This is a genomic window from Actinoplanes sp. TBRC 11911 (assembly GCF_012933445.1).
Lineage (GTDB): Bacteria > Actinomycetota > Actinomycetes > Mycobacteriales > Micromonosporaceae > Actinoplanes.
On the sequence record NZ_JABBNC010000001.1, the window covers coordinates 563,165 to 589,101 of the forward strand.

Consider the following 25,937-nt stretch of genomic DNA (forward strand, 5'->3'; position numbering starts at 1 on the left):
CAAGAACTGACCGTCGGTTAGCCGACAGATCCCGCCTGAATATCGCGGCCCTCTCCCCGTCTGGTGGCGTGAAAGATCCGGACAGAGGAGACGAACGTGTTCACAGTGAACGGTGTGGCCGGCGAGGTCGGTTTCCAGATCGTGAAGGAGTTGCTGATCCGCGGCGTCAGCTCCGATGACATCCTGGCCATCTCGCACGATGTGCCGCCGCTGGGCGGGAGCATCGACGACGTCAAGGAGCTCGGCGTCCAGGTGCGCGAGGCCGACCTCACCAAGCCGGACGGGCTGAACGACGTGTTCGCCGGCACCACCCAGCTCATGCTCCTGCCGTACATCGGCCTGGAGAACTTCGAACCCAACACCGACGAGAATCTCCAGCGCAACCGCAACGCCCTCAACGCCGCCAAGGCCGCCGGCGCCACCTGGGTCGGATACATCAGCGGCCTCGGCGCCCAGGACACCAACGCGGACATCTTCGCCGCGCACAAGGTGACCGAGAACCTGATCAAGAGCATGTTCCCGGACTCGTTCACGTTCCTGCGTGCCGGGCTTCAGGCCGAACGGTACCTGACCACGGTTTTCCAGGGCGGCCTCGACAGCAACCAGGTCTTCGGTCTCGCCCGCGACGGCCAGGTCTCCGCCATCGCCCGCGCCGACCTGGCCAGCGCCGCCGGCCAGATCCTGGTCACCCACCCGCACGCGGGCGCCTCCTTCGAGCTGGCCGGCGAGACGCCCTTCACCGAGGCCGACTTCGCCAAGTTCGCGACCGACCAGCTCGGCCAGCCGGTCGAATTCGTCGAAGTGTCCGAGGCCGACTACCGCGCCTTGATCAGCATCGAGACCGACGACGTCGAGGCCGGCCTGGCGCTGGAGCTGGCCTGCCGCGACGGGCGTCTCAAGTCGGACAGCAAGGACCTGCGCACCCTGCTCGGCCGGACCCCGGTCACCGTGCCCGAGGTGCTGCAGGCCTTCGTCGACCAGAGCCAGAACCAATGACCACCGACCAGCTGGCTCGCACGCCCACCAAGCACTTCGGCCGCGACCTCGGCCTGGGCGTGCTGGTCCAGGCCATCGCGTTCGGGCTGGCGTTCGGCATCGTCGCCCTCACGTCCCTCGGCGACGACGACATCGTCGGCTCGGTGTTCTTCCTGCTGTTCATCCCGGCGCTGGACGTGCTGGCCCTCATCGTCGAGGTGATCCTGGTGGTCATCCCGGCCACCCGGGCGCGCCTCTCCGGTCCGGGGCTGCTGCTGGGCTGGCTGATCGGCCTGATCCTGCAGGTCGCCGCGATCGTGGTGCCCATCATTGTTATCAACACCTAGCCGCAGCGTGCCCGAAGGTGTGCGCGCACACCTTCGGGCCGGTCGCTCAGGACGAGGTCAGCAGGGTGGAGCCGTGGAAATCGGACGGTTCGGTGCGGGAGTCGAGAACCTGGCCGGCCGGGCTGACCACGGACAACGTGTGGGTGTTGCCGGTGGGGACGCGTACCAGGAGATTGTTGCCGGGCATGGGATAGATCGCCGCCTGACGCGGATTCTTCGGGGTGACCGACGCCGGGAGGCTGATGGTGCGGCCGGTCCGCGTGTCGACCACCCGGAAGCCGGTGCGCACGGCGCCCGGATCGCTGTTGAGCATGCCGACGATCACGCGGCCGCCGTCATCGGAGACGCCCTGGACGCTGAACCCGCCGGTCGGCGTCTCGTCGGCGTGGGTGACGCGGTGGACCACGGTGCCGTCCGGGCGGGCCACCACGATCTTGCCGGACTCGGCGTAGGCGACATACGTCCCGGCCGGCGACCAGGCAACATAGTCGTTCACGTTCCCCAGCGGGGTGCCGGCGAGGTCGCCACCGCGCAGGTCGAGAACCTCGCGTGGCTTGCCGTACCCCTGCCGGACCAGCAGCCTTTGCGAGCCGGGCATCCAGACCGGGCTGTTCCCGCCGGTGCAGACGACGCCGTGCAGCACCGTCTTCTTGCCGGCGCCGTTCGGGCTCGCCACGACCAGGTCACCGGTCGCGAGGCCGTCGCCGATCACGTAGGCGATCCGGGAATGGTCCGGCGAGATCGTCAGCCCGCACGACTCGGTCCGGGGCTGGAACAGCGGGGCGCCGGTCGAGCCGTCCAGTCGCTGCAACTCGCCGGTGGTGTCCAGGTAGAACAGCCGCTGCGGCACGACGGCGTGGGCCGGTTGTGCCGGCTTGGACGGCGGCTTCGATGTCGGCTTGGACGTCGGCTTGGACGTCGGCGTCGACGGCGCGGGCGACACGCTGACCGCCGGAGCCACATCCTTGCGCGGTGAGGTGGGCAGGCCACCCCAGGCGACACCCGAGGCCACCGCCACCGCGGCGATCGCGGCCACCGACGACAGCACCACGCGCCGGCGCACGGTCACCCGCCGCGACGAGGTCAGAACACGGTCACGCAGGTCCACGAGAGTTACCTCCTCGGCCATTCCGGCCATCTGGTCGTGCAGCGCTACCCGCGCCGGCGTACGGGACGGATCTGTGGGGTTGGTCACGACAGGGCTTCCTTCCGGCCGTCGACGTCGGCGAGTTCGGGAGCGATGGTCCGCAGCCGGGCCAGCGCCTTGGCGGTCTGGCTCTTCACCGTGCCGATGCTGACGCCCAGCATGTCGGCGACCTCGCGTTCGGTGCAGTCCTCGAAGAACCGCAGCACCAGCACCGCCCGCTGACGGGCCGTCAACCGGGCCAGCGCCTCCCGCAGCGCCAGCCGCAGGCTCACCTCGCCGGCGTGGTCCTCGCGGCCGGGCCGGTCCGGCATGCGTTCGGGCAGCACCTCGGCCACCCGGCGGCGCCGCCACCAGGACACCTGGAGGTGATACATGGTGCGGCGCGCGTACGCCTCGGCGTTGCCGCTGTGCGCCAGCCGCTTCCAGGACTGATGCGTACGGGTCAGCGCCGACTGCACCAGGTCCTCGGCCAGCTGTTGGTCACCGGTCAAGAGATAGGCCGAACGCAACAACGCGTGCGTCCGGGCACGTACAAAAGTATCGAACTCGTCCTCGGCGGTATCCACCCGTAGGTTCCCCGTTCCGTCGTGGCGAAATCGGCCGCGAAGCGCCGGACCCGCCACGCCGAGCGTGTCAGGGGCCATTGATGCTCCTCAAGAGATGTGTCGCTCGCCTATGTCGACACCCAAGACGCTCACCCGGCCGCCAATGGTTGTCGTCGATGCGCAGGGCTGGCACGAACCCGGGAGACGGGGCCGCGCGTTGTGTTCTTGAGGCCCATCTCTGCGAAGGAGCAACCATGCACTCTCTCGTCCTTCCGCTCGTCGCCGCCGTCGGCCTGGGAGTCGCTCCGGCTCCCGCCACGGCCGACTCGTTCCGGCTGGTCGCCGGCGGTGTCGTCGGACACGGGACCTACCAGCGGAACCCGATCCGCATCGCCGGCACCCTGACCGGGAAGGGGCCGTCTCGCTGTGCCGCGATCCAGGTCGCCCGCAGCGGCCCGGCGGACGGCATCGAATGGCACACGTTCGGCCGGCACTGCGGCCGGGGCCGGACCAGGTTCCGGGTCGAGGCGTCCTACCTGTTCCGTGGCGTCTATCCGCCGGTGCGGCTCTGCGCCGGCCGCACCATCCACCAGGCCGAACGCGGCCGCTCATGTGACCGGTACCAGCCGCCGGTGGATCGATCTGAATAATCGGCCCGGACAGACGTTTGTCCGCCGGACAAACCGTTCTTCAGAAGGGCCTTGTACGTTGAAACGAGTACTCGACCTGTTCCGGGTCGACAATCGCGTCGCCATCGTGACGGCGGCCGGCCGCGGTATCGGTGCCGCGTCGGCCGTCGCGCTGGCCGAGGCGGGCGCGGACGTCGTGATCGCCGCCCGCAGCGGCGACCAGCTCGAGGCGGTGGCCGACCAGATCAAGGCGGCCGGGCGCCGCGCCCGTGTCGTCGCGGCGGACCTCGACGACGAAGCGACGATGCGATCGCTGGTCACCGCGGCCGTCGAGAGCTTCGGCCGCCTCGACATCGTGGTCAACAACCTGGGCGGCACGGCACCGGCCGCGATCCTGGACACCACGGTGGACTTCCTGAACCAGGCCTTCCACTTCAATGTGGGCACCACGCACGCTCTGGTCACCGAGGCCGCGCCGGTCATGGCGCAGACCGGCGGCGGCGCGGTGGTGAACGTCGGCGCCGTCTTAGGCCGGGTCGCCGGCCGCGGCTACCTGGCGTACGGCACGGCGAAGGCGGCATTGCTGCACTACACCCGGCTCGCCGCGGAGGACCTTTCGCCCGGCATCCGGGTGAACGCGGTCTCCCCCGGCCCGACCGCCACGTCCGCCTTGGAGGGATTCCTCGCCAACGAGCAGGCGCGGCAGGCCATGGAGGGGGCGATTCCGCTGCGCATGGTCGGCTCGGCGGACCACATCGCCGCCGCCGTCCTCTATCTGGCGTCGCCGGCGTCCGGCTTCCTCACCGGCAAGGTGATCGAGGCGGACGGCGGCCTGCAGCGGGCGGCCCTGGACATGCCGTTCCCCGACCTCGCGATCGAGGCGTCCCCCCAGCCCTGACGCGACCGGCCTCACCGCCGCGGTGGTGAGGCCGGCGCCCCGGCCGCGCCGCGCCGGCGCTGATAATGGCGAGCGGCCTTGCTGCGACTGCCGCAGCCGTCCATCGAACACCAGCGCCGGGTGCCGTTGCGCGAGGTGTCGTAGAAATAGAGATTGCAGGCGGGATGGGCACAGCGCCGAATGCGATCAGCCGACCCGCTGAGCAATTCGAGATAGTCCTTGACCGCCCGCCACGCCGGCACCCAATCAGATTCAACGTCATAATCTTCCCGTACGCCGTGCGGGCCGATCGCGAACCGCACCACGCCGTACGACAGCACCCGGTTGACCCCGTCCTCGGCGGCCGGCCCCGGTTCTTCCAAGATCCGGCGTAGCGCGCCACGAGCCTGCCGCAGCGGCCCCTCGACGGCGCCCGCGTCCCCGGCGAAGTGGTGCTCCGCAAGCCAAGCCGGCAACTCGCCAGGACTGTCGAACAGGTCGACGATCTCGCTCCGGTCGAGCCACTGCGTGTTCACCAGGTCCAGGGCGAGTGGCTCGCCGACCAGCGGTCGCTGCACCATCCCGCGATCTTACCACCAAAGCCCTCTTGACAGGTGAGATATTCTAACCCCCAAAGGCTTCGAGAACGGTGAGAGGGTGCACGATGCCGCATCGCTACCTGCAAGAGCTCACCACCCAGTCCGTCGCCGCCGCGCAGCAGCGCTATGGCAGCCGCACCGCCATGGCACGCGTGACCGCCGGCTGGCACACCGACGCCCTGCTCGACGACGACGCGGCCGCCTTCATCACCGAGCGCGACGGCTTCTACCTGGCCACCGTCGGCGAGACCGGCTGGCCGTACGTGCAATATCGCGGCGGCCCACCGGGTTTCCTGCACGTGCTCGACCCCGACGACGCCAACCACAGCGTGCTGGCCTGGGCGGATGTCCGGGGCAACCGCCAGTACCTGTCGGTCGGCAACCTCACCGCCGCACCCCGGGTGTCGCTGTTCCTCATGGACTACGCCCACCGGGCCCGCCTGAAAATCATCGGCACGGCAACGACTTTCGACGTACGCGACGGCATCCCCGACCACCTCGGCAAGAGGTTAGCCGCGAACCTGGCCGACGGCATCGTGGAGCGGCTCGTCACCGTCACCGTCCAGGGCCACGACTGGAACTGTTCGCAGCACATCACCCCGCGCTACACCGAGGCCGAACTGGCCGGCGCCTTGGCACCGGTCCGCGCGGAACTCACCCGCCTGCGCGCCGAGAACGCGGCTTTGCGCGAGCAACTCGCGCTGCGAGCCGGAGTCTGAGCGGCCGGCGTGTCCACTCCGGACGCCCGCAACGGGCGGCCGGGTCAGGTGATGCCGAGCAGGCGGTGGATGGCCACGGCGGACAGCTTGGTCTTGGACAGGAAGCCGGCGACCGGGGCCTCGGCGATCAGATCCGCGTAGTCGGCCTCGGCGTACGAGGAGATCATGATGAGCCGGCCCGCGTGGCCGCTGGCCGCCAGCACCCGGGCCACGTCGAAGCCGGATTCCGCGCCCAGGCGGATGTCGACCAGCACGATGTCCGGGCGGAGCGCGCCCACGCGCTGGACCGCCGCGGCGCCGCTGTCGGCGACCCCGGCCACGATCACGCCCCCGCGTTCCAGCGAGGCCCGGGCGACATCGAGAAAGTTCTCGTCGTCGTCGACGATCACACACCTCAACTGCACTCAGCCATCCTTCCACCGACGGGACGTCCGCGGCTCGCTCACATGGACATTATTGACCCGGTTTGGTGCTGGCCGTGGTGATCGGAAGCTCCGCGGTCAGTCTCGTCCCGCCGCCGTCCGGGCTGTTGACCCGCAGCCGCCCGCCGAGCGCCTCGACACGGTCCTTGAGACCGACCAGGCCGGTGCCGCCGCCCACCACCGCGCCGCCGGTGCCGTCGTCGGTCACCGTGACGCGTAGCAGGTCGCCCACCACCTCGGCATGGATGCTCACCGCCGACGCGCGGGCGTGCTTGGCCGCGTTGGTCAGCGCCTCGGCCACGATGTAATACACGCTGACCTCGACGGGCTCGGGCAGGCGCTGATCGGCGAGCAGGTCCAGGCGTACCGGAATCGTGGAGCGCCGGGCCAGCGCGTGCAGCGCGGGCCGCAACCCGCCGGTCGCCAGGACGGCCGGGTGGATGCCCCGGGCGATCTCGTGCACCTCTTCCAATGCGTCGTTGGCGCTGGCCACCGCCTTGACGAGCTGGGCGCGCAACTCCTCCAGCCCGGGCGGGACTGCCGCCTGCGCCTCGCGTAGCCACAGCGCCAGCGACACCAGCCGCTGTTGGGCGCCGTCGTGCAGGTCGCGCTCGATGCGCTGACGTGCCTGGTCGGCGGCGGCGACGATGCGCGCGCGGGAGGCGGCCACCTCGGCCCGTGCCTCGGCGTTCGCGATCGCGGTCGCCACCAGTTCGGCGAAGGCGGACAGCCGGGTCTCGCTGTCCGGCGGCGGCGATTCGTCGCCTATGGACCCCGCGAGCAGGACGCCCCACAACCGGCTCTCGGCACTGATCGGCACGCCCACCGCGGCCTGCCAGCCCCACTCGTCGATGGCGATCTGGCCGATCGGTCCGGTGGCCTCGGCGCGGTAGATGCGGGCGGCGCGCTGCGTGTTGAAGACGAGAGTGGTCACGTTCGTCCCGCCGAGGGGCAGGCGGGTGCCCAGCGGTGTCGGGGGAACGCCCTCCCGGGCGGTCCACATGCCGACGATCTCCATCATCTCGGACTCGTCGTAGCGGATCAGGGTGGCGAAGTCGACGCCGAGCAGTTGCCCGGCCTCGGCGGCCACCGTCGCGAACACCGCGTCCGGCGGCTCGGCCCGGGCGACCAGAGTGGCCACCCGTCGCAGTGCCGCCTGCTCGTCGGCGATGCGCCGGTACCCCGCGTAGAGCTGGGCGTTGTCCAGCGAGACTGCGAGTTGCCCGGCGATGAGCCCGACCGCCTCCAGCCGCCCGGTCGTGAAAGCCCCTCGGATGAGTCGATTTTCCAGCAGGAGCACCGCGCGCAGCGCACCGCGGCCGAGGACCGGTACGGCCAGCAGCGAGCAGCAGGCGAGGCCGTCGAAGTACGGGTCGCGGGCGAACCGGTCGTCGGTGGTGGCGTCGCTGACGGCCAGCGGTTCCTGGGTGCGGTGCAGGTAGCGCAGGACCGACATCGGCGCCGCCGGACCGCCGGGCAGCAGCCAGTCCTCGCGGGCCTCGTCCCACAGCACGAGATCCACGCCGGTGGCGCCGGTCATCGCGCTCAGCACCTCCGCGACCCGGGCGTGCAGGTGTTCGACGCTCGTCTCCGAGCTCAGGGCCCGCGACGCGGACAGGATGCCGAGCAGGTCGGTGGCGCCGGCCGTGACCGTGGCACGGCGCGGGTGGTCGTCGGCCTGGCCGTCCTCGGGCGACGGGTTGAGGCCCGGGTAGGCCCATTCCATCTGCTCGGCCTTGGCCGGGGCGCCCCAGGCCAGGTATTGCTCGCGGGCCTGGGCGAGGAGCTCGTAGCCGGTGTGTTCGAGGCCGTGCGCCAGGTAGAAGTGGCCGGCGCGTTCCGCGATCAGGGCCCGGTGCCACGGGCGCTGCCGCTTCTCGACCTCGCGCCGGGCGGAGTCGTACGCGAAGGCCGCGGCGCGGAAGTCGCCCATGGCCCACGCCTGCTCGGCCTCCACGAGCCGCAGCAGGTGCAGGAAGTTGTCCGGTGCGTCGGCGGCGCGGGCGCCCAGCCACCGCAGTACATCGTCCAGTTCGGTCAGCAGGGCGGCACGCTCGTCGCCGTGCGCGGACCGGGCCTGCCCGGCGAGGCCGAGCCCGTACAGCGGGTGGGCCAGGGCGCTCACCGTGAACCCGGTGATGACGGGCAGGAGGCGTACGGCTGCCGCCCCTTGCCGTGCCAGCTCGGCCGGGTCTCCGAAGATCGCGGCGGCGATCGCCCGGCACAGGTGAACGTGGATCACCACCAGGGGGTTGCCCGCGTACCGATCGATCGGGATCGGCTCGGCGGCCGCGGCCGAGCCGGTACGGCGCAACACGTCGGCGAGCCAGTCGTAGCTCTCCAGCCACAGCGAGGTCTGCCCGCTGCCGGTCCGCCGTGCGAAAGCCTGCGCCGCGTTCACCTGGGCCATGCAGGCGTCCAGCACCGGCCCGCAGTCCAGCAGCCCCACCACCGTCTGGTGGTACGTGTAGCTCGCGTTTGACAGGTCGCCGCCCGCGGTCAGCCCCTCACGGGCGCGCAGGCTTTCCTGGATGCTGTTCTCCACCGGCTCGAACCAGGAGGTCAGGAACGACACGGCCAGGCGGGCGTGCGAGGTGTCCGGCTCGTAGGACCGGCTCTCGCCGAGCGCGAGGATCCGCCGTGCCGTCCGGTAGGCCGCGGTGTAGTCGCCGCTGCGGGTGATGGCGTGGAAGGCCGCGTTGGCCGCCGATCCGACCAGGGTGTGCCCCGGTCCGTGCTCGGTCCAGATGCGCAGCGCCTCCAGGCCCGCCCAGGAATACGTGACCTGGTCGCCGACGAAGTAGACCGGTGCCAGCATCGCGTTGAGCAGGCTGCCCGCGGTCAGCAGCGCCGGATCGGTGAGATCGGGGCGGGCCATGTCGCTGGCGAGATCGGTGTGGTCCAGCCAGTCGTAGAGCCGGGCGAACTGCCGGTCGATGGCCGCCGGCATGCGTTCGTCGTCGGGCACGTCGATGCCGCACTCGCGCAGCGACCTGATCACCAGCTCGATGGCCTCGGTGAAACGGTTCCGGTGCGTCAGCCCCTTCACCTGCAGCGCGGTCGCGGCCCGGCGGTCCAGCACGGTGGCGGCCAAGCCCTCGAGCGCCCGGTAGTCGTCGTCGGCCTCGTCGAGACGTCCCAGGCTGAACAGCGCGGCGTGATGCAGGGTGTGCAACTCGATGAGGGCGTCGGTGCCGGAGTCGTCGGCCAGCGTGAGCGCGGCCGACAGCAGCGCGTGCACCAGCGCGAACTCGCCGATCTGCGCCACCTCGTCGGCGGCGCGTCGCAGCAGAGCGGACACCGCGCGGCGTTCGCCGGGCTCGGTGACCGCGGCGGCCACCGGCAGGTATTGCTCCGCGGCGACGGCGAAGAGGGACGGCTCGGCCGCGAGCCGCCGCGCCATGGCCAGATGCAGCTCGGCGCGCCGGTCCGGGCCGAGCCCGTTCAGCACGTCCTCCCGGATCCGGTCGTGCCGGAACCGCACCGCGTCCTCGGCGCCGGCCTCGGTCGCCAGGATGCCGTCGCGCAGGGCCGGCTCCAGCAGGTCCGGCACCTCGCCCGGTGCGGCGATCGCGATCTCGAGCACGCTCAGCTTGGCGCGGCCGCCGAGGCAGGCCATCGCCTCCACGGCCCGGCGGGACCGCTCCGGCATGGCCGCGACCCGGGCCGCCGACAACCCGCCGGCCTCGGCCTGGGTCAGATGCGCGCGGACCGCCGCCGGGTCCCACCGCCAGCCGTCCGGCGCGGCGGTCAGCACGCCGTCGCGGCGCAGCGCGTTGAGCAGTTCCACGGTCTCGTACGGGTTGCCGTGGCAGTGTGGCTGCAGCACCTCACCCAGTTCGTCCGCGGCGGCGGGGGCGACGTGCAGCGTCTCGCTCAGCATGGCGACGAGGTCGGGCCCGGTGAGATTTTCCAGCGCCACGTGCGGCACCGCGGCCTCGCTCCAGCGCTCCAGCATGGCGGCCAGCGCGTGCGACGGGTCCACGTGGCCTTCCCGGTACGCGGCGACCAGCAGCAGACCCTCGGACCCCTCGTTGCTGAGCACCATGTCGACGAAACCCAGCGGGACGCCGCCGCCCCACTGCAGGTCGTCGATGAAGACCACGAGCGGGCGTCTCTTGGACGCCACCGCGCGCAGCGCCCCCGCGGCCACCATCTGCGCGCGCACCCCCGCGGTCAGCGGGTCACCCAGCTCACCCGGCCCGAGCAGCGTCGCGAACTCGGGCACCACCGTGGCGAGCAGGCCCGCGTTCGCGCCCAGCGCGCGCAGCATCCGGACCCGGATCGGGGCGACCTCGTCCTCGGGTTCGGCCAGCAGCAGCCGCCCGAACGAGGTGAAGGCCTGCTGGACCGCGTTGAACTCCTGATCCCGGCGGTACTCGTCGAACTTGCCGGCCACGAACCAGCCGCCGCTGGCGGTCACCACCGGCCGCAGCTCGTCGGTCAGCGCCGTCTTGCCCACCCCGGGCACGCCGCTGATCACCACTCCGGCGCATCGCCCGGCCAGCGCCTCCGCGAACGCCGCCTTGAGCACGGCCACCGGCTCGTCGCGGCCGACCAGCCGGGACGGTGGCAGCAGCCGGACCGGGAAGTCACGCTCGCCGACCCGGAACCGGCCGGGCTCGTCGCCCATCCGCGACAGGTCGTGCACCAGGCCGTCGGCCGACTGGTACCGGTTGTCCGGTTCCTTCTCCAGCAGATGCAAGATGATCTTCGAAAGCGGTTCCGGGAGGTCGGCGGGCGGGTCCGGCAGCCGGGCCAGGTGATCATGGATGAGACGCAGCGGATCGCCGGTGCCGAACGGGGGCTCGCCGGTCCCGAGTTCGTACAGGACCGCGCCCAGCGCGTACAGGTCGGCCCGCTGGTCGACGGCGCGGCCGGTCCGGCCGGTCTGCTCCGGCGCCAGGTACGCCAGCGTTCCCGGGATCTCGTTGTGGTGGGTGAACTCCGGGCGGATCTCGGCGATCGACGCGGCCAGGCCGAAGTCCACGAGAGTCGGCGTGCCGTCCGCGGCGACCACGATGTTGGCCGGGGTGAGGTCGCGGTGAATCACCTCGCGGCGGTGCACCTCGGCCATGGCGCGGGCCAGCGCCAGCGCGAACCCGGCCAGGTCGTGCGCGGGCAGCGGTTTCGGCAGATCCGCCAGGGTGCTCTCGCCGGCGTCGGCCAGCACGATCGTGCCGTCGTGCGACGACTCGTCGGCCAGCTGAGCGACACCCGTGACGCCGCGCATCCGCTCCAGGATCGCGGACTCGTGCCGCAGCCGGCGCCCGGCGTCCGGCCCGAGGGGTTCCTTCATGATCAGCGTGCGGCCGGCGCGCGACAGCCGGGTGACGCGTGTGCGGGCGCTTTCGTGCACGACCGCGAACCGAACGGGCGGATCCACGCCGTCCACCATCCCGCACCTCCACGCCTGACCGCAGACCGTACGCCCTGGTCCGCCCCCATCCTTACGCGTACGGACAGGCGAACGCGACTGTTGACCGTCCGGAGATCGGCACACAGCGCGAACGCCATCAGTACTGGACGTTACGTGAAGCAGCAGTTTACGTTTGACGCGACGTGTTCACAATCACAGAACGGGAGGCGCGTGATGGCCGGACGCGTGGCCGGAAAAGGCATCGTCATCACCGGCGCCGGGAGCGGCATGGGCCGGGCGATCGCGCTGGGCATGGCGGCCGAGGGCGCCGTCGTGGGCGTGCTGGACGTGGACGCGGTGGCCGCCCAGCGGGTCGCGAGGGAGATCGCCGGCATGTCCGCGCCGCCGGCCGTGGCCCTCGCGGCCGACGTGTCGCAGCGCAAAGAGGTCGCCGCCGCGCTGGACGCGTTCGTCGCCCAGGCCGGCCGGCTGGACGTGCACTTCAACAACGCCGGCTTCAACCGCCCGATGCACCTGCTCGACGTGACCGAGGAGAACTGGCACTCCATCATGGACGTGAACGCCCTCGGCGTGCTCATCGGCATCCAGGAGGCGGCCAAGCGCATGATCCCGAACGGGCGCGGGAAGATCATCAACACCTCGTCCATCGCCGGCCGGCAGGGATATGCCAGCTTCGCGCCGTACTGCGCGAGCAAGTTCGCCGTGAACGCCCTGACCCAGGCCGCCGCACGAGCCCTGGCCGAACACAACATCACGTGTACGGCGTTCGCGCCCGGCGTCGTCGACACTCCGCTGTGGACGCAGCTCGACGCCGACCTGATGGGCATCGGCGACTCGGCCCGGCCCGGCCAGGCGATGGCCGACTTCGCCGCGGGCATCCTGCGCGGGCGACCGGCCGAGCCCGGCGACCTCGTGGGCACGGCGCTGTTCCTGGCGTCGGCCGACTCCGACTACATCACCGGCCAGGTCATCATGGCCGACGGCGGGATGGTGCTCGTCTGACCTACGCCGCGAGGGCCCGGTCGTGCGCCTTGACCATCGTGTTCGCGCCGTTGCCGAAGACGTAGAGCGCCACGCCCATCAGCAGCGCGGTCCCGAGGCTCCACCACTCGCCGGACAGCCCGCGCACCACCCCGAACACGATCAGCGCCAGCAGTGTCGTCAGGCAGGCGAGGCGCACCCGCCGGCTGACCCGTCGTGCCGCCTCCAGCGCACCGCGCGCGACGGTGCCCTGATCGAGCGTCCGGCGAATCCGGCGCGTCGTCACGGTGAGAACGATCGCCGCCACCCCCAGCACCACTCCGCCGGCGGCGAGCGGCAAGCCGGCCGCCTCCCCGGCGACGAGCAGCGTGATGCCCCCGACGGTGAGCGGCGTGACCAGGATCAAGACGATGATCAGAGCCAGGAGCATGCGGGTGCCCGCGCGCTGCATCAGGGCCGGGTCCGGTACGCGTACGCGGTCGTCGCTCATGTCCTCTCCGGGGACGTCAGGAGGTACGGAGGTGCCAGTTCGTGGTGTTGTCGTCGCTGAGGCTGCCGTCCGCGATGATCCCGGTCGTCGAGCGCGGCCAGTAGCCCTGCGGGAAACCGTCGTTGTTGTTGACCCGTTGTAGCAGGTCCTTGTACTGGGAGGAAATCGCTGTCAGATAGGCGATCGAGGCGCCCACGACCGCGGTGATGATGCCCAGCGCCTTCAATGTCGACGCGGCCGCACCGGCTGCGGCGGGTGGTGCGCCGACGCCGGTGGAGGCGGCCGCTCCCCAGCCGGTCAGCTCGATGATGAACGGAACGATCGCCGCGAGGATGCCGAGCCAGAACGCGATGATCCCGCCGGCCACCTTGGTCAGCGCGTCGTCGAGATCGTCGGTGGCCGCCTTGATCGCGGCCAGGGCCTTGCTCTGATCCGGCAGCGTGCCGAGGTAGGCGGTCGCGGCCGGGCCCTGCCACCGCTCGTCGATCTCGGTCTGGCCGGTGGTGGCCTGCGACATGAGGTCGGTGGCGCGCTTGCCCACCTGCTCGGTCCACGAGGTGCCGTGATTCCACAAGGTCCACGGGACGCCGGGGCGGGTGAAGAACTTGCCGATCTCGGAGCAGAGCTTCTCGATCAGGTCGACCAGCCGGTTCAGCATGTCGGTCACGCCGTCCCAGAGCGGCCCGAGCCACCGGCCGACGCTGTTGCACGCGTCGATGATCTTGTTGGTGAGGTCGACGGCCTGCTGCAGCCCGTTCTCGACCCGGGCGAGGGTGTCGTTGAACTCGGCGTCCGACAGCGGCAATGCCACGCCCATGGCGACGATCTCCTGTCCGTCAGTAGATGCCGGTCATCCGGTGCACGGTGTTGATCTCGTCCTGCTCGTAGCCGTCGGCCGCCGCCCGCAACGCGCCGGCCAGCTCGTTGAAGTTCTCGGCGCCCTCGTTCAGCAGGCGATACAGCCTCATCTGCAGGAGCTGGTAGGTCTCCGTCAGGCCGAGCTGGTCGGCCAGGTAGGAAAAATGCAGCGCGCTCAGCTGCAGTTGCCCGGCGACACCCGCGGCGTCACGTAACTCCGCGGCGCCCGCGTCCCACGTCGAGGCGTCCTGGCGCAGCGCCCCGATCGCGGCCTTGACCTGCTGTTCGTTCGGCGGTGGCACGTCGGTTCACCTCTGCGGGTCGGTGGGCGGGGCGGCGAGGCCGAGGGTGGACAGCAGCGTGGCCGGGTCCGAGGTGAACCGCTCCAGCTCCGGGAAGGGCCACCGGCCGGTGATCGAGGAAGCCTCATCGGCAGCGGCGTAGCCGTCGCGGATCGCCGCCGTGATCGCCGCTCCGACGTCGCGCCCGGCACGCTCGCCGACCCGTAGCCCGGTCAGCTCACCACCGGTCAGCGTCGCCGTCACCTGGTCGTGGGCATCGCGTCCGGTGGTGATCGCGCGGCTTCGGGCGCTCGCCTCGCGGGCCAGGTCGTCGAGGCGGTCGGTGGCGTCCTGCAGCAGATACCAGAGGTCGCGGACCGTGCCGCCGTCGGCCGCGGTCGACGGCGGCGCCGAGAGCCTGGTGCCGGCGTCGGTGCCGACGGCCGCCGCCCACGTCTCCATCCGCCGGTTGCCCGCCTCCCGAAAGGCGAACAGCACGGCGTCAGCCAGCTCCTGGGCCGTCAGGTGCGCCCGCCACCCCGGCAGGACCTCGACCGTCTCGATACGCCCGGCGGCGGTCAGCACGACGCGTACCTGCTCCGAGGAGTCCCGCGCGGACGCCTCCGACGACGCCGCGGCGGCCGCCCGGAATTGGCCGTCCAGGATCGCCGCCTCGCGCCCCAGCTCCGCGAGCTCGGCGAGTAGGTCAGACAAGGGGGCCGCCACCATGGACTCCACTCCGTCGGCCAGCAAAGCACTCAGCGTAATCGATGCGTTCAACGCCGCGTAGCATGTACAGATGTACGCACGTTGCGAACAAGAGCAAGCGGCCGGTGTGGCGCCGCACCGCCGGTAGTCGAAATGCGCAGGGTGTCCCGGCTTGCCGGCGTCGTCACCGCCGGTGTGCTCGTGGCATCGTCGGGCTGCACGCAATCGCCCGCCCCTGTGCCGACGCCGTCTTTGTCGCCGTCGCCCGCAAAGCCGGCGCCGTCGCAGCAAACGCCGCCATCCGCGTCCACTATCTACCCCTTCGCGGCAATCCGCCCTTCGGCCTCCCAACCCGCCCAGGACGCCGCCCTGATCCGCTACTACCGCGCCTGGCAGAAGGCATTTGTCCGCAAGCAATGCGGTTCCGGCCAATACCAGGTCTACGCACCCGACGCCGACTACCCCTTCGTAGCCGAGGCGCAGGGCTACGGAATGGTGATCACCGCGTCGATGGCGAATCGGGAACCGAGCACGAAACCGGTATTCGACGGCCTCCTCACCTACGTTCTGGCCCACCCTTCGGATCGCCATCCCGATCTCATGGCGGCCGAGCAGGATCGCGCCTGCCACGACCGCGGCGGCGCGAGCTCGGCAACCGACGGCGACATGGACATCGCGTACGGGCTATTGCTCGCCGATGTCATGTGGGGAAGCGAGGGCCGCTACGACTATCGCGCGCTCGCGTCACGCCGCATCCACTCGATCAAGGCGAATACGGTGCATCCCGGCTCGAATCTCATGCTGCTCGGCGACTGGAGCGGCCCCGACGACCCGGCCCTTTATCGCACCTCGCGCACGTCGGACTGGATGCCGCAACACTTCACCGCCTTCGAAAAGGCGACAAAGGATCCGGACTGGTCCGCGATCCGGGCCTCGCATCGTCGCGCCGTCGCCCACATCCAGTCCCGATACAGCCCGGGAACGGGTCTGCTGCCGGACTTCGTGGAATCGAGAGGCGGCAATGTCGAACCCGTCCGGGGTGAGGTCCTGGAGACCCGGCACGACGGCGACTATCACTTCAATGCCTGCCGTACGCCGTGGCGCCTCGGCGTGGATGCCATCACGTCCGGCGACAAGTCGTCGACCGCGGCGGTACGAAAGATAAACGCATGGTTCCGTGAATCGACCGGCGACGATCCGAACCGAGTCGGCTCCGGTTACACGCTCGGCGGCGAACGCTACGACCCGGATCGCGACAACGCCTTCTGGGCGCCCCTGGCGGTGGCCGCGATGACCGACCGCACCGGCCAACGGTGGCTGGACGCGCTGTGGGCCAAGATGGCCGGCAGCACGATCGATCCGGCGAACTACTTCGGTTCCACGATCCAGCTCCAGGTGATGCTGGTGGTCACCGGTCACTGGACGGCGCCGTGACGGCCCGCCCGCGCCGCGGCCGAAATGTCTCCAGGTAGTCCAGCGCGCCGTTCAACGCGTCCCGCAGCGGCGCCTCGTCGCGGGCACCCTGCGCGAGCAGCATGCCACCCTGGTACGCCGCCATGAACACGTGCGCCAGCCGGTCCGGGTCGGCGTCGCGGCGCAGCACGCCGCTGTCCCGCATCGCCGTCAGACCGCGCCGGAACATCTCGCGCCACCGCTCGAAGCCCTCGGCGATGTCGTCGTGCAGTTCCAGATCGCTCTTCATCACCTCGGCCACCAGCGACCCGAACGCACAACCACCGGCCAGCACGTCGGCGCGATTCAGATATGACTCGGCCCAGGTGTGCAGCGCGGCGACGCGGTCCAGCTCGCCCAGCGGGGCTTCGCGGTGCAGCCCGGACAGCGCGTCGGCACGGTACGCGATGACCGCCCGGACCATGCTGCGCTTGTCCGGAAAATAGTGGCTGAGCTGGGAACCACTGACCCCGGCGGCCTTGCGGACGTCTTCGTTGCTGGTGTTCTGCACACCCTTCACGTAGATCAGCTCGGCCGCGGTGCGGACGATGTGCGCTCGGGTCGCCTCGCCCTTGGTCGTGAGCCGGCGCGCCGGCACGTCAGTCGTTGGCATGCATCGAAGCATAGCGCGACTGGGCCACGTGACCCAAGTAACTGGGCTTGTCAACCCATAAACTTCGACCTTTACTGGGCCCATGAGCCCAAATTCTCCAACAATTGCCACCCCTCCCCGTACGCCTGAACCAGCCGCCCGCAGCCGACGATGGCTGATCATGACGGTGCTCGGCGCCGTCTCGTTCATGGCCCAGCTCGACTTCTTCATCGTCAATGTGGCCCTGGACGGCATCGGGAAATCCTTCCCGGGCTCGACCGGATCGACGTTGTCGTGGGTCCTGAACGCCTACGCCGTCGTGTTCGCCGCGGTCCTGGTCGCGGCCGGCCGCTTCGCCGACCGTTACGGCCGCCGGACCGTCCTGCTCGTCGGCGTCGCCGTGTTCACCCTGGCGTCGGGGCTGGCCGCGGTGGCGCCCAGCCTCGGCTTCCTCATCCTGGCGCGAGCGATTCAGGCCATCGGCGCCGCGATGATCGTGCCGACCTCGCTGGGCCTGCTGTACCCGAGCTTCCCGAAGCACCAGCACACCCTGGTCGTCGGCCTGTGGGCCGGAGTGGCAGCGGTCGCCGCCGCCGCGGGCCCCCCGGTCGGCGGGCTGCTCGTCACCGTGGACTGGCGGTGGATCTTCCTGATCAACCTGCCGATCGGCGCGGCGACGATCATCGGCGGCCTGAAGTGGCTGCCGGAGCACCGCGAACCCCGCGGGAGCCGGCTGCCCGACATCCTCTCGGCCGTCAGCCTGCTCCTGGCCGTCGCGTTCCTGATCCTCGGAATCGTGCAGGGCCACGACTGGAGCTGGGGCAACTGGCGGACGATCGCGATCTTCGCGGTCGCGGCGGTGCTCGCCGCCGTGACCATCCGGCGAAGCTGGTCCGCGGCCGCGCCGATCATCGAGCGGGACCTGTTCCGCAACCGGCAGTTCACCGCCGCCACGATCACGTTGCTCGCCTACTTCACCGGGTTCTCGATCTTCCTGCTCGGCAGCGCCCTGTTCATGCAGAACGTCTGGCACTTCAGCGCACTCCAGACGGGGGCCGCTCTCACCCCGACACCGCTGGCCGGGATGGGCTTCGCGACCACGGCCGGCCCGATCCAGCGACGTTTCGGCCGCACGCTGCCCGCGGTGGCCGGGGCGCTGCTGATGGTCGCGGCCGCGGTCTACTGGCTGGTGGCCGTGGGCGACCACCCCGCGTACGCCACGACGATGCTGCCCGGCCTGATCCTGATGGGCATCTCCGGCGGTCTCTCGCAGGCGCCGATGTTCGCGGTGGCGGGCACGCTCAGCCCGCACCGCGCGGCCACCGGCAGCGCCGTGCTCAACATGAGCCGCCAGGTCGGCAGCGCCGTCGGCGTGGCGGTCCTGGTCGCCTTGACCGCGGCCGGCGCCGGCGTGCCCGGGTTCGCGCACGCCTGGTGGGTGATGGCCGGCACCGGCCTGTTCGCCGCCGCCACCCTCGTCACCCTCCGACGACCTTGATCACCGCGAATCAGCCGCCCGCGTACGCTTCGGTCACCCCGTACGCGGCCGGCTGATTCGCGTCAGCGCGCCATTCGCCGGGCCGGCACCAAAGGGGTAGCCCATCCGATGACCCGCCGGCCGATGCTCTCCGCCGTGAGGCCGATCCGGGCGCGAACATCGCCGACCTTCCCGTGCTCGAGGAACTCGGTGGGAACGCCCACCTCCCTCGTCGGCGTGTCGATGCCGGCCTCGCGGATCAGTTGCGCGATTCGCGATCCGACTCCGCCGCTCAAAATGCCGTCCTCGATCGTCACGATCAGCCCGGCCTGGCGCGCGAGTTCGACGATTTCCGGTGGCAACGGTTTGACCCAGCGCGGGTCGACGACCCGGACGGTGAATCCCGCCTCCACCACCGCGTGGGCGGCGGCTACCGCATCCACCGCCATCGCTCCCACCGAAATCACGAGCACATCGGCCGTACCGACGTCATCGGACTCGAACAACACATCGACCGCGCCGAATGACCGCGTCGCCGGCACCTCCGCGACGAGCGGCGTCTTCGGAAAGCGCACCACCGACGGCCCCGTTTCGATGGCGACCGCCTCGCGCAGCTCGGCCCGCAAGGTCAGCTCGTCTCGTGGCGCCGCCTGCGCGATCCCAGGCACCATGCCCAGCATCGCGTAGTCCCACACCCCGTTGTGCGTCGGCCCGTCGGAACCCGTGACCCCGGCCCGGTCCAGGACAATCGTGACCGGCAACCGATGCAGGGCCACGTCCATCAGCAATTGGTCGAACGCCCGGTTGAGGAACGTCGCGTAAATCGCGACGACGGGATGCATGCCACCCGATGCCAGCCCGGCGGCCGAGGTCATCGCGTGCTGTTCGGCGATGCCGACGTCGTAGAACCGGTCCGGGAAGCGCCGGGAAAACGGGCCCAGCCCGGTCGGTTCGCACATGGCCGCGGTGATCGCGACCAGGTCCGGCCGCGCCTCCCCGATGCTGATGATCTCGTCGGAGAACACCGAGGTCCACGTCCCGGCCGGCCGCGCCAGCAATTCGCCGGTGTCCGGCCGGAAGGGACCGGGCGAGTGCATTTGCTCGATGTCGTCGTTGACGGCGGGCGGGTAGCCGCGGCCTTTCTGCGTGACGACGTGCACGACGACCGGCTTCCCGAAGTTCTTGGCAAGGGTGAGGGCCCGCTCCACCGCCGCGAGATCGTGGCCGTCGATGGGCCCCACGTATTTCAGGCCCAGGTCCTCGAACATGCCTTGCGGAGCCAGCAGATCCTTCATACCCCGCTTGATCCCGTGGAGAGCGTCATAAACCGCGGACCCAATGTACGGCGTACGGCCGAGCAGTTCTTTGACACCGTCGAGCGCGCGTTCGTAGCTCGGCTGCAACCGCAGTCCCGCCAGATGGTCGGCCAGTCCGCCGATTGTCGGCGCGTAGGACCGGCCGTTGTCGTTCACAACGATCACCACAGGGCGATCGGCCGCGGCGATGTTGTTGAGCGCCTCCCACGACATCCCACCGGTGAGCGCCCCGTCCCCCACGACCGCCACCACCGGCCGCCGATCGCCGCGAATGTCCCTGGCCTTGGACAGACCGTCGGCGTACGAGAGGGCGGTGGAGGCGTGGGAATTCTCGATCCAGTCGTGCGGGCTCTCCGCGCGGCTCGGGTAACCCGAAAGGCCGTCCGTCTGACGCAGGCTGCCGAAATTGTCTCGCCGGCCGGTGAGAATTTTGTGCACGTAGGTTTGGTGGCCCGTGTCGAACAGGATCGGATCGGCCGGCGAGTCGAACACCGTATGTAGCGCAACGGTCAACTCGACCACGCCCAGATTGGGTCCGATGTGTCCCCCGGTCTGCGCCACCGTCCGCACCAGCAGGTCCCGAATTTCGGCGCACAATCGCACTCGCTCGTCCACACCCAGACGGCGCAGGTCGGCCGGGCCGTCGATGCCGGCTAGAAGACTCACTGGATCACCCTTTCAAGGCTTCGTCGATGAGTTCCCTCTGTTCCTGGGCATGCCGTTTACTCGAACCGGTCGCCGGCGCCGCCGACGCCGGACGGGACACGAGCCGAAGCGGCCGCGCACCGATCGAACCGAGCTCGCTCAGCAGGAACGTCCAAGCGCCCTGGTTCCTCGGTTCGTCCTGCACCCACACCGGCTCGGCGTTCGGATACGACTCGACGACGCGCGTCAATTCCGCGGCGGGCAGCGGGTAAAGCTGTTCGAGCCGCACCACGGCGACGCTCGGATCCGGCCGGCCGAGCAGCTCGTAGTAAAGCTTTCCGCTGACCAGCAGCACCCGGCGCACCGCGGATCTGTCGATCGCCCGCCGATCGTCGAGCACCGGCTCGAACGTGCCAGCGGTGAAGTCCGGCAGCGCGCTGGTCGCCCCGCGCGTGCGCAACATGGATTTCGGGGTGAACACGACGAGCGGCTTCCGCGGACGCGCGTAGGCCTGCCGGCGGAGTAGGTGAAAGTACGACGCGGGGGTCGACGGTTGCGCCACCGTCATGTTGTCCTCGGCGCACAGTTGCAGGAAGCGTTCGATACGGGCCGAGGAATGGTCGGGTCCGCTGCCCTCATATCCGTGGGGAAGCAGGAGGGTCAGTCCCGAGCGTTGTCCCCATTTCTGCTCGGCCGAGCTGATGAACTCGTCGATGACGATCTGGGCGCCGTTGGCGAAGTCACCGAATTGCGCCTCCCACAGCACGAGGGCGTCCGGTCGTTCCACCGAGTAGCCGTACTCGAAGCCCAGCACGGCGTACTCGCTGAGCAACGAGTCGTAGAGGGAGAACCGGCCTTGATTCTCCGCGATGTCGCTGAGCGGAAGCCATTCCTGCCCGCTGGCTCGGTCGTGCAGCACCGCGTGCCGCTGAGCGAACGTGCCGCGACGGCTGTCCTGACCGGTCAACCGGACGGGAACTCCTTCCACCAGCAGCGAACCGAACGCGAGAAGCTCGCCGAAGGCCCAGTCGACGTCGCCGGCGCGGCTCATCTCCACCCGCTTGCCGAGCAATTGCCGGACCCGTGGATGGACCGCGAATCCGGCGGCTGATCGCCGAAAGCGTCGCCCACCAGCGCGATCACATCCCCGCTCACCCCGGTTGTTTCGGGCTCCAGCACGGCTTCGGGTGCCGTCGCGGCTTCGGGTTCGCCGGCCCGCGCCTCGGCGAAGGCCCTCTCCAACCGGGTCTGAAATTCCTTGTTCGCCTGTTCGTATTCGTCCGCGGTGAGGTCGCCACGCCCGACCAGCGCCTCGGTATACAGGCTGCGGACACTGCGCTTCGCCTCGATCAGGCGGTACATCCGCGGCTGCGTCATCGACGGATCGTCCGCCTCGTTGTGGCCGCGCCGCCGATAGCAGATCAGGTCGATGACAACGTCGCGGTGGAATGTCTGCCGGTACGCGAAAGCGAGCTGAGCGGCCCGCACCACGGCCTCGGGATCGTCACCGTTGACCCGCAACACCGGCGCCTGGATCGTCTTGGCCACGTCGGTCGAATAGACCGAGCTCCGCGCCGCACCGGGCAGCGTCGTGAAACCCACCTGATTGTTGATATTGATGTGAATCGTTCCACCCGTGCGGTACCCGGGCAGCTGCGACATCTGCATGGTTTCCCCGACGACGCCCTGGCCGGCCATGGCCGCGTCACCGTGGATGACGATGGGCAACGTGCCGAACGCGCCGGCGGGCCCACGGTCCTGCCGGGCACGCACGATGCCCTGAAGGACGCCGTCCACCGCGTCGAGGTGGGACGGGTTCGCCGCGACGTAGACCGCAATCGTCTCGCCGCCGGTGCCGGTGAAGATGCCCTCGGTGCCGAGATGGTATTTCACGTCGCCGGAACCGCCGCCGACGTCGTCCGAGCCGGCCCCTTCGAATTCGCCGAAGATCTGACCGTAGGTCTTACCGGCGATGTTCGCGAGCACGTTGAGGCGTCCGCGATGCGCCATCGCGATGGCTACGCTTTCGAGCCCGCTCTCGGCCGCCCCGCGCAATATCGCGTCCAGTAACGGGATCGCCGACTCGCCGCCTTCGAGGCTGAACCGCGTCTGCCCGATGTATTTCGTCTGCAGGAAGGTTTCGAACGCCTCCGCCTCGGTGAGCCTGCCCAGGATCCGCATCTGTTCGTCGTGGGCCGGCTTGGCGTACGGCAGTTCGACCCTCTCCCGGATCCACCGTCGTTGCACCGGATCCTGGATGTGCATGTATTCGACAGCGGTGGTCCGGCAGTAGGCGTCCCGCAGCACGCCGAGAATGTCGCGCAGTTTCCGTGGCTGCTCGTCGCCGGTGACGAATCGCCGGTCGAGATCCCAGAGCGTGAGTCCGTGGCCGGCCAGGTCCAGGTCGGGATGGGACCGCTGGACGTATTCGAGCGGGTCGACGTCGGCCACGAGGTGCCCGCGCGCCCGGTAGGCATCGACGAGTTGCTGAACGCGCGCCGTTTTCTCGACCTCGTTCGCGTGGATGTCCGGCACCCATCGGATGACGACCAGGAACCGGGACCCGTCGGGTTTCGCGACGTCGACGGCGATGCCGAGGTTCACCTGGTCGGGCGTGACGGTGTACGGCTTTCCGTCCAGCTCGGCGTAGGAGACGTTCTGCCCCGGGAACTCCTTGAGCGCTCGCACGAGAGCCCACCCGATCAGCGGGGTGAAGCTCACCTTTCCACCACGAGTCCGGGCCAGGTGATTGTTGATGACGATCCGGTTGTCGATCATCAGCTTGGCCGGGATCGTGCGCACGCTCGTGGCCGTCGGCATGCTCAGGCTGGCGTTCATTTTCGTGACGAGCGACTTGGCCGTACCGCGGATCCTGGTTTCCGATCCGGTCCGATTCGTCGGCAAAGCCCGTCCCACTTCCGTTCCGTCGTGTGCGTGCAAGGCTCAGAGACCGTTGACGGCGGAGTCGACGATGCGGGCGAGACGGGCCGGATCGCTGCGCGTCTTCGCCAGCACGCTCAGCCCCACCACGGTCGCGAGCAGGGAACTGGCGGTCTCGCCGGCCGGGCGGTCCGAGCGGAACTCACCGCTGTCGCGGCCCCGCTCGATGGCGTCCCGGAAGGCGGTCTCGATGCCGTCGAAGACGTCACCCGCGGTCGCGGCCACGGATTCGTCCACCTGCCCCAGTTCCGCGATGGCGTTCACCAGGAAGCACCCGCGCTCGTGCGCGCCGGCCCCGGACAGACGCTCCACGGCGGCCCGCACCCTCGGTCGCATCGGGCCGTCACCCGCCAGGCCCTCGGCGAGCGAGTCGAGACGCTCGGTGGCGTACCGGCGAAGGGCCAGGCCGAACAGGTGGCGCTTGCTCTCGAACGAGCGGTACAGGCTGCCCTTGCCGATGCCGAGCTCATTGACCAGCTCGACCGGGGTGGTCCCGGAATAGCCCTGCCGCCAGAACAGGTCGACAGCCTTGTCCACGGCCTCGTCCGGCTCGAACTTCATGGGTCTGCCCATGCGCCGACAGTACTGTACCTCCGGGTCAACTACGCCCTCCGCGTGGGCTGTGTCACTCGGACCGCGCGACAATGGGCCCGTGATCGCCCATTCACCCCAAGGCCCGGTTGTGGTCCCCCCGGCCGTCATCGAGGTCGCCGCGGGCCGCCCGGCGCAGGCCGTGTGGCAGAACGAGTTGGGGGGCTTGACCTTCCAGATCGGCGCCGGGGCCGGCCGGCAGTTCGTCAAATGGACGCCGGACAGCAGCGGGATCGACCTGTCCGCAGAAGTGGCGCGCCTGCGCTGGGCGGGTGCTTTCCTCGTGGTGCCGCGCGTTCTCGACGAGGGCGCTGACGAAGCGGGGTCCTGGATCGTCACGGCCGGCCTGCCCGGGCGGTCGGCGGTGGACGACCACTGGAAGCGTGACCCCGAGACGGCGGTGCGCGCGATCGGCGCCGGGTTGCGGGCGATGCACGAGACCCTGCCGGTCGCCGGATGCCCGTACGACTGGGCGGCCGGGAGACGACGCGAAGCGGTGCGAGCGCGAGCCGCGGCCGGCCGGATCGATCCGCGGCGGTGGCCCGAAGACCTCCGGCACCTCGGCACCACCGAGCGGGCGCTCGGCATCCTGGCCGACATGCCGCCGGTCGACCGTCTCGTGGTCTGCCACGGCGATCCGTGCGCACCCAACACGCTGATCGGCGACGACGGCGTCTACACCGGGCACGTCGACCTCGGCCGCCTCGGCGTCGCCGACCGCTGGGCCGACCTCGCCGTCGCCACGTGGAGCACGCAGTGGAATTACGGTCCCGGCTGGGAAGAACCACTGCTCGAGGCCTACGGGGTCGACGCCGACCCGGAGCGGACGACCTACTACCGCCTGCTGTGGGAGCTGGCGGACTGAGACCGCTCTTGCGCCTCGTGGCGCCATTGTGCCGGCGTGATCCCGTACCGGCGTACGAAAGCTCGTTCGAAGGTTCTCAAGTGGGGAAATCCGACGCCTGCCGCGATCTGGGCGATGGCCCGCCTCGCGAAGCGCGCGTCGGAGAGCATGGCCCGCGCCGCGAGCAGACGCTGCTCCCGGATGTAGAAGCCCGGCGTGACGCCGGTCCGCGCGAACAACTCATGCGTACGCCGCACGGAGACGTGATGCCGGCGCGCCAGGGCGGAAACCGTCAGCTCGGGGTCCGCGAGCCGTTCCCGCACGTGATGCCGCATCGTCTCGAGCAGCACCGCGTCCGCGTTGTCGCCGCGAAGCATCGCGTCCGTCGAGCCGCGCAGAATCATCGCCAGCATGTCGATCCCGACGAGGCCGGCCGCATGACGTTGCGCCGCCGAAAGACCGTCCGCGACCCGAGTCAGTTGCTCGATGTACGCGGTGAAAAGCTCCATGGCGGCCGACGCCGCGGCCACGGTGCGGGCCAATGCCGCGGTTATCTCCGCCGACGGCAACCCCAACGCGGACCGGGGGAAGTGCAGAAGCAGGCTGTGCACCGTCGTTTCGACGTTCAGGTCCCAGGCACTGCGCGCCTCGTACAGCACACCGCTGCCCGGCCCGAGCGATGCCACCCGTCCGCCCTGGCGCACCGTCGCGGTCCCGGCCCGGTGCACGGAGAAGAACAGGAGGTCGTCTCGACGGGCGTGTGCCGCCATCCGCTCGGTGCGAAACGTGTGCAGCGGCGTACCGTGGGCCTCGGTCAGCGTCACCACTTCGCCGAGTTCGTGCGCCGCGAACATCCCCCGGAATTTGTCGCGCGGCGTAGCAACCACCGGCATGTAGGTCGCGGCGGCCACGCGCTCGAGATCCGCGGCCGACTGCAGCGTGTACGTCAACACCATCCGGGGCAGGCTACGTCGCCGGCCGCAGCCCCTTCAGTCCTCGTTCTGTGACGCCAGAAGCGCGCCACCCAGGACGGGCTCGACAAGAAGAACGCCGCCGCCCGGCAACCGGCCGTCACCGCATAATGCATTAATGACGGTGGTCACGTGGCCATCGCTACATCGT

22 protein-coding genes and 1 pseudogene are annotated in these 25,937 nt (G+C 70.1%); 9 read left to right on the top strand and 14 right to left on the bottom strand.

Going from position 1 to position 25,937, the window contains the following annotated elements; translation table 11 throughout:
• The first annotated feature begins 96 nt into the window (after positions 1-96).
• Positions 97-996 (top strand): hypothetical protein, encoded by a 900-nt coding sequence (locus HH310_RS02395; protein ID WP_169173676.1) that lies wholly within the window; start codon positions 97-99, stop codon positions 994-996.
• Positions 993-1,322 carry a hypothetical protein gene (locus HH310_RS02400; protein ID WP_169173677.1) on the top strand — a complete coding sequence of 110 codons (330 nt, stop codon included), beginning with the start codon at positions 993-995 and terminating at the stop codon, positions 1,320-1,322. The genes HH310_RS02395 and HH310_RS02400 overlap by 4 nt, the downstream gene beginning before the upstream one ends.
• A 46-nt stretch (positions 1,323-1,368) precedes the next feature.
• Here HH310_RS02400 and HH310_RS02405 read toward each other — a convergent pair whose 3' ends face one another.
• On the bottom strand, positions 1,369-2,517 hold the full coding sequence (locus HH310_RS02405) for a hypothetical protein (protein WP_169173678.1): 1,149 nt from the start codon (positions 2,515-2,517) through the stop codon (positions 1,369-1,371).
• Entirely contained in the window at positions 2,514-3,035 is a 522-nt protein-coding gene (locus HH310_RS02410) for a SigE family RNA polymerase sigma factor (protein ID WP_312033770.1), read from the bottom strand. Before HH310_RS02410 ends, HH310_RS02405 begins: the two co-directional genes overlap by 4 nt.
• A gap of 233 nt (positions 3,036-3,268) precedes the next feature.
• Here HH310_RS02410 and HH310_RS02415 point away from each other — a divergent pair, with 233 nt between their 5' ends.
• Positions 3,269-3,664, top strand: a complete 396-nt coding sequence (locus HH310_RS02415; protein ID WP_169173680.1) for a hypothetical protein — start codon at positions 3,269-3,271, stop codon at positions 3,662-3,664.
• A 58-nt stretch (positions 3,665-3,722) separates the two neighbouring features.
• Positions 3,723-4,541 carry an SDR family oxidoreductase gene (locus HH310_RS02420; RefSeq protein WP_169173681.1) on the top strand — a complete coding sequence of 273 codons (819 nt, stop codon included), beginning with the start codon at positions 3,723-3,725 and terminating at the stop codon, positions 4,539-4,541.
• A gap of 11 nt (positions 4,542-4,552) precedes the next feature.
• On the opposite strand, the gene HH310_RS02425 is transcribed toward HH310_RS02420, so the two are convergent.
• Positions 4,553-5,101, bottom strand: a complete 549-nt coding sequence (locus HH310_RS02425; RefSeq protein ID WP_169173682.1) for a CGNR zinc finger domain-containing protein — start codon at positions 5,099-5,101, stop codon at positions 4,553-4,555.
• Positions 5,102-5,184: 83 nt separating this feature from the next.
• On the opposite strand from HH310_RS02425, the gene HH310_RS02430 reads away from it, so the two are divergent.
• Positions 5,185-5,838, top strand: coding sequence for a pyridoxamine 5'-phosphate oxidase family protein (locus HH310_RS02430; RefSeq protein WP_169173683.1), 654 nt, complete (start codon positions 5,185-5,187; stop codon positions 5,836-5,838).
• Positions 5,839-5,882: 44 nt separating this feature from the next.
• On the opposite strand, the gene HH310_RS02435 is transcribed toward HH310_RS02430, so the two are convergent.
• Positions 5,883-6,242, bottom strand: coding sequence for a response regulator transcription factor (locus HH310_RS02435; protein WP_169173684.1), 360 nt, complete (start codon positions 6,240-6,242; stop codon positions 5,883-5,885).
• 49 nt (positions 6,243-6,291) lie between these two features.
• On the bottom strand, positions 6,292-11,646 hold the full coding sequence (locus HH310_RS02440; RefSeq protein WP_169173685.1) for a protein kinase domain-containing protein: 5,355 nt from the start codon (positions 11,644-11,646) through the stop codon (positions 6,292-6,294).
• 207 nt (positions 11,647-11,853) lie between these two features.
• Here HH310_RS02440 and HH310_RS02445 point away from each other — a divergent pair, with 207 nt between their 5' ends.
• A complete protein-coding gene (locus tag HH310_RS02445) occupies positions 11,854-12,642 on the top strand; it encodes an SDR family NAD(P)-dependent oxidoreductase (protein WP_169173686.1) in 789 nt (262 codons plus the stop codon).
• Between the two features lies 1 nt (position 12,643).
• Here the strand turns inward: HH310_RS02445 and HH310_RS02450 are convergent, their stop codons facing one another.
• Genes HH310_RS02450 through HH310_RS02465 form a run of 4 tightly spaced genes read right to left on the bottom strand, consistent with a single transcriptional unit; the run spans position 12,644 to position 15,030 of the window.
• A complete protein-coding gene (locus HH310_RS02450; RefSeq protein ID WP_169173687.1) occupies positions 12,644-13,111 on the bottom strand; it encodes a hypothetical protein in 468 nt (155 codons plus the stop codon).
• Between the two features lie 16 nt (positions 13,112-13,127).
• Positions 13,128-13,928, bottom strand: coding sequence for a hypothetical protein (locus tag HH310_RS02455; protein ID WP_169173688.1), 801 nt, complete (start codon positions 13,926-13,928; stop codon positions 13,128-13,130).
• A 19-nt stretch (positions 13,929-13,947) separates the two neighbouring features.
• Positions 13,948-14,271 carry a hypothetical protein gene (locus HH310_RS02460; RefSeq protein ID WP_169173689.1) on the bottom strand — a complete coding sequence of 108 codons (324 nt, stop codon included), beginning with the start codon at positions 14,269-14,271 and terminating at the stop codon, positions 13,948-13,950.
• Between the two features lie 6 nt (positions 14,272-14,277).
• Positions 14,278-15,030, bottom strand: coding sequence for a hypothetical protein (locus HH310_RS02465; RefSeq protein ID WP_169173690.1), 753 nt, complete (start codon positions 15,028-15,030; stop codon positions 14,278-14,280).
• 90 nt (positions 15,031-15,120) lie between these two features.
• Between HH310_RS02465 and HH310_RS02470 the strand changes: the two genes are divergently transcribed.
• The gene (locus HH310_RS02470) at positions 15,121-16,392 is read left to right on the top strand and encodes a glycosyl hydrolase family 8 (protein ID WP_169173691.1); all 1,272 of its coding nucleotides are present in this window, start codon (positions 15,121-15,123) and stop codon (positions 16,390-16,392) included.
• On the opposite strand, the gene HH310_RS02475 is transcribed toward HH310_RS02470, so the two are convergent.
• Positions 16,367-17,023, bottom strand: coding sequence for a TetR/AcrR family transcriptional regulator (locus HH310_RS02475; protein ID WP_169173692.1), 657 nt, complete (start codon positions 17,021-17,023; stop codon positions 16,367-16,369). The two genes, HH310_RS02470 and HH310_RS02475, sit on opposite strands and share 26 nt — an antisense overlap.
• A gap of 160 nt (positions 17,024-17,183) precedes the next feature.
• On the opposite strand from HH310_RS02475, the gene HH310_RS02480 reads away from it, so the two are divergent.
• The gene (locus HH310_RS02480) at positions 17,184-18,500 is read left to right on the top strand and encodes an MFS transporter (RefSeq protein WP_169173693.1); all 1,317 of its coding nucleotides are present in this window, start codon (positions 17,184-17,186) and stop codon (positions 18,498-18,500) included.
• A gap of 62 nt (positions 18,501-18,562) precedes the next feature.
• On the opposite strand, the gene dxs is transcribed toward HH310_RS02480, so the two are convergent.
• From dxs to HH310_RS02495, 3 genes and pseudogenes are all read right to left on the bottom strand, one after another.
• Positions 18,563-20,461, bottom strand: a complete 1,899-nt coding sequence (dxs, locus tag HH310_RS02485; protein ID WP_169173694.1) for a 1-deoxy-D-xylulose-5-phosphate synthase — start codon at positions 20,459-20,461, stop codon at positions 18,563-18,565.
• A gap of 4 nt (positions 20,462-20,465) precedes the next feature.
• A pseudogene (locus HH310_RS02490) lies at positions 20,466-23,341 on the bottom strand (multifunctional oxoglutarate decarboxylase/oxoglutarate dehydrogenase thiamine pyrophosphate-binding subunit/dihydrolipoyllysine-residue succinyltransferase subunit); the annotation flags it as partial.
• A gap of 42 nt (positions 23,342-23,383) precedes the next feature.
• On the bottom strand, positions 23,384-23,953 hold the full coding sequence (locus tag HH310_RS02495; RefSeq protein WP_169173695.1) for a TetR/AcrR family transcriptional regulator: 570 nt from the start codon (positions 23,951-23,953) through the stop codon (positions 23,384-23,386).
• Between the two features lie 79 nt (positions 23,954-24,032).
• Here HH310_RS02495 and HH310_RS02500 point away from each other — a divergent pair, with 79 nt between their 5' ends.
• On the top strand, positions 24,033-24,836 hold the full coding sequence (locus HH310_RS02500) for an aminoglycoside 3'-phosphotransferase (RefSeq protein ID WP_312033772.1): 804 nt from the start codon (positions 24,033-24,035) through the stop codon (positions 24,834-24,836).
• On the opposite strand, the gene HH310_RS02505 is transcribed toward HH310_RS02500, so the two are convergent.
• Positions 24,806-25,771, bottom strand: a complete 966-nt coding sequence (locus HH310_RS02505; RefSeq protein WP_169173697.1) for a helix-turn-helix domain-containing protein — start codon at positions 25,769-25,771, stop codon at positions 24,806-24,808. The two genes, HH310_RS02500 and HH310_RS02505, sit on opposite strands and share 31 nt — an antisense overlap.
• Between the last annotated feature and the right edge of the window lie 166 nt (positions 25,772-25,937).

Coding starts and splice junctions, on each gene's coding strand:
- HH310_RS02400 (WP_169173677.1), top strand. CDS start 993: ATGACCACCGACCAGCTGGCTCGCACGCCCACCAAGCACTTCGGCCGC.
- HH310_RS02415 (WP_169173680.1), top strand. CDS start 3,269: ATGCACTCTCTCGTCCTTCCGCTCGTCGCCGCCGTCGGCCTGGGAGTC.
- HH310_RS02425 (WP_169173682.1), bottom strand. CDS start 5,101: ATGGTGCAGCGACCGCTGGTCGGCGAGCCACTCGCCCTGGACCTGGTG.
- HH310_RS02430 (WP_169173683.1), top strand. CDS start 5,185: ATGCCGCATCGCTACCTGCAAGAGCTCACCACCCAGTCCGTCGCCGCC.
- HH310_RS02445 (WP_169173686.1), top strand. CDS start 11,854: ATGGCCGGACGCGTGGCCGGAAAAGGCATCGTCATCACCGGCGCCGGG.
- HH310_RS02450 (WP_169173687.1), bottom strand. CDS start 13,111: ATGAGCGACGACCGCGTACGCGTACCGGACCCGGCCCTGATGCAGCGC.
- HH310_RS02455 (WP_169173688.1), bottom strand. CDS start 13,928: ATGGGCGTGGCATTGCCGCTGTCGGACGCCGAGTTCAACGACACCCTC.
- HH310_RS02475 (WP_169173692.1), bottom strand. CDS start 17,023: ATGCCAACGACTGACGTGCCGGCGCGCCGGCTCACGACCAAGGGCGAG.
- HH310_RS02480 (WP_169173693.1), top strand. CDS start 17,184: ATGACGGTGCTCGGCGCCGTCTCGTTCATGGCCCAGCTCGACTTCTTC.
- HH310_RS02495 (WP_169173695.1), bottom strand. CDS start 23,953: ATGGGCAGACCCATGAAGTTCGAGCCGGACGAGGCCGTGGACAAGGCT.
- HH310_RS02505 (WP_169173697.1), bottom strand. CDS start 25,771: ATGGTGTTGACGTACACGCTGCAGTCGGCCGCGGATCTCGAGCGCGTG.